This is a genomic window from Aquabacterium sp. (assembly GCF_049274795.1).
Lineage (GTDB): Bacteria > Pseudomonadota > Gammaproteobacteria > Burkholderiales > Burkholderiaceae_C > Aquabacterium.
Map to the genome: position 1 here is coordinate 1 of NZ_JBASTH010000123.1, position 2450 is coordinate 2450.

Consider the following 2450-nt stretch of genomic DNA (forward strand, 5'->3'; position numbering starts at 1 on the left):
GCGTGAGGGCGATCAGCTTCTCGCGAATGAACGCGAGCTCCTTGCCGCCAGCGTCGTGGAACGACAGCTTCTCGCGCAGCAACGTGAACGCCTTGCCGTCCACGGTGAAACACGACTTGCCGTTCTCGTCCTTGATCGTGAAGTCGTCACCGAACTACAGCAGGTCCTGCCGGAGCACGTAGCGCATTGGTGGATGGGGGTGCCGTTTCCGCTTACGCGGCGCGGTCTCCCCCACCTCCTTTCAAACCGTGCGTGCGGGTTTCCCGCACACGGCTTACGGGTGGGACTTCACGATGCAGCATGCACGGCTTCGGGTAGCGAATGGTTCCGCGCAATCGGTACAGGCCCCGAGCTTCGTAGTCTTCGCGCTCCCAGTGAATGCGTTGTCCTGCCTTCGCGTGTCGCCGGTGGCGTCGCCAACGAAACAAGTTCAGCCGCCGCACGACGTACTGGTCGAGCTGACGAAACTTCCGGGCCGCATTCCCTGTCGAGAAGTAGCCGCCCCAGCCTCGAAGCACCGGGTTCAGGTCGCGGATGAGCACGTCCACGTCCTTCACGCCGTCACGTCGTGAGTCGGTCAGCTCCTTCACCCTCGTCCGCGCCCGCTTCATGCTTCGCCTCGAGGGCCACCGCTGGAGGTAGTAGCGACGAATCCGCCGCTCCTCCCACAGCTTCCCCGACATCCGCATGTGCAGGTGACAGCCGAGGAAGTCGAAGCCTTCCTTCCCCTCGTTCAGGTCGACTCTTCTCGTCTTCTCGGAATGCAGCGTCAGCTTCAGCCGCTCGAAGATGATGCGCACTCTTCGTTCAGCCTCTTCCACGGCTTCGCGGCTTCTGCAGAGCACCACGAAGTCGTCCGCGTACCTCACCAGCGTGCCGATGCCGGCGCACTGGCGTTGCCACACGCTGTCGAGGAAGTGCAGGTAGATGTTCGACAGCAGCGGGGAAATGACGCCTCCCTGTGGCGTACCCGAGACCGTCTCTGAGTACGTGCCGCCTTCCATCACGCCTGCCTGAAGCCAACCACGCAGCAGCTTGAGGACTCTTCTGTCTGAGACACGCCTCGACACGCGCTCCATCAACACCGTCTGGTCGATGGTGCCGAAGTAGTCGCGAATGTCGGCGTCCAGCACGTGGTGACTGCCCGCGTTGACTGCCTCGCGAATCGTCTCCAGTGCCTGCAACGTGCTCTTGCCCGGCCGGAAACCGAAGGACGAGGGCAAGAAGTCAGCCTCGAAAATCGGCTCCAACACCAGCTTCGCCGCCGTCTGCACGATGCGGTCCTTCACCGTCGGAATCCCCAGCGGCCGCTGCTTGCCATCAGCCTTCGGGATGTACCGCCTCAGCACGGGAGGTGCCCGGTACTCTCCTGCATGGAGCTCATCTCGAAGCTCGTTCAGCAGCTTCTCGACGCCGTACTGCTCCATCTCCTCGAGCGTGATTCCATCCACGCCCGCGGCTCCCTTGTTGCGCTTCACCCGCTCCCACGCCTCGTGCAGGACGTCACTCCGGCACAATCGGTCGTACAGCGCGTGGAATCGGCGCTCCTTCTGCTGCTTGGCTGCAACGTAGAGCTTCCGCTGGAGTCCTCGGACTTTTGCGTCAGGCTCGTGCCTGCCGGGGTTGTTGGACGCGCGTTCGCGCGTCATGCCCTCGCCCTTACCTCCAGCTGAAGCTGTCCCACCCCAGGGGCCCTTCCCTCGGGCCGCGTTCTTCTTCACGGCCCTCGTTCCTGCCTTCGTCGGTACTACGACCCCCTCGGACTCCCGCTGCGCTCCGCCCGCTTTCGCACTCGGCTTATACGGTCGGTCTTTGCCGGACGTCGGCTGCGCAGACGGGTCTCTCGTGTTCCGCTCCGCTCCTTCAGCGCGTGCTGCTCCCTCTACCCCGCCGAGACTTCCTCCCCATCCGGACTCACGGGCAGGAAACGTGGCCTTCGCCGCGACATGCTCGGCTCGGCTCTCGGATTGTTTGTGTGACGAGGCGGCAGGCTTCACTTGATGTTGCGGCCCGCGCTGTTGCTTCCCTCCCAAGGGTTTCCCCTCTGAGGGCTTTCGACACTGGGCTTCACCAGTCGGCTTCTGGGCCTCAGGTGCCAGTCTGCTACGCGGCTCTCCGGCGATTACCGCGGCGGGACTTTCACCCGCTGGAACGGTGCAGCATGGCTCGGCTTCGGCGGTCGCTTCCGCGCTCACCTCCGCTTCGCCTTCACGACACACCATGAAGGTCACACCTTAGCGCACCACGCGGGCGGGTGCCCTTCTCGCAAGACGCGCGGCTGGGCTTGTGGCTACGCTTCGGCGTGTGAGTCAACCCGATGAGAAGGGCAGTTTCTCCACCAGCATCGCCGACGACGTCATCAACGAGGCCCTGAAGAGCGTCGAGAAGGCAAAAGCTGCCGTTCGCGGAGACCCCGCTCCTGCTGCCGAAGCCGCGCCTCCACCCGCGCC

The 2450-nt window shown here is 64.0% G+C and carries 1 protein-coding gene and 1 pseudogene; both read right to left on the minus strand.

Going from position 1 to position 2450, the window contains the following annotated elements; all coding sequences use genetic code 11:
• Nucleotides 1-139 (minus strand): annotated as a pseudogene (locus tag WAQ08_RS21505) (LURP-one-related family protein); the annotation flags it as partial.
• A 73-nt stretch (nucleotides 140-212) separates the two neighbouring features.
• Nucleotides 213-1649, minus strand: coding sequence for a group II intron reverse transcriptase/maturase (ltrA, locus tag WAQ08_RS21510; RefSeq protein WP_422194629.1), 1437 nt, complete (start codon nucleotides 1647-1649; stop codon nucleotides 213-215).
• Nucleotides 1650-2450: the final 801 nt, after the last annotated feature.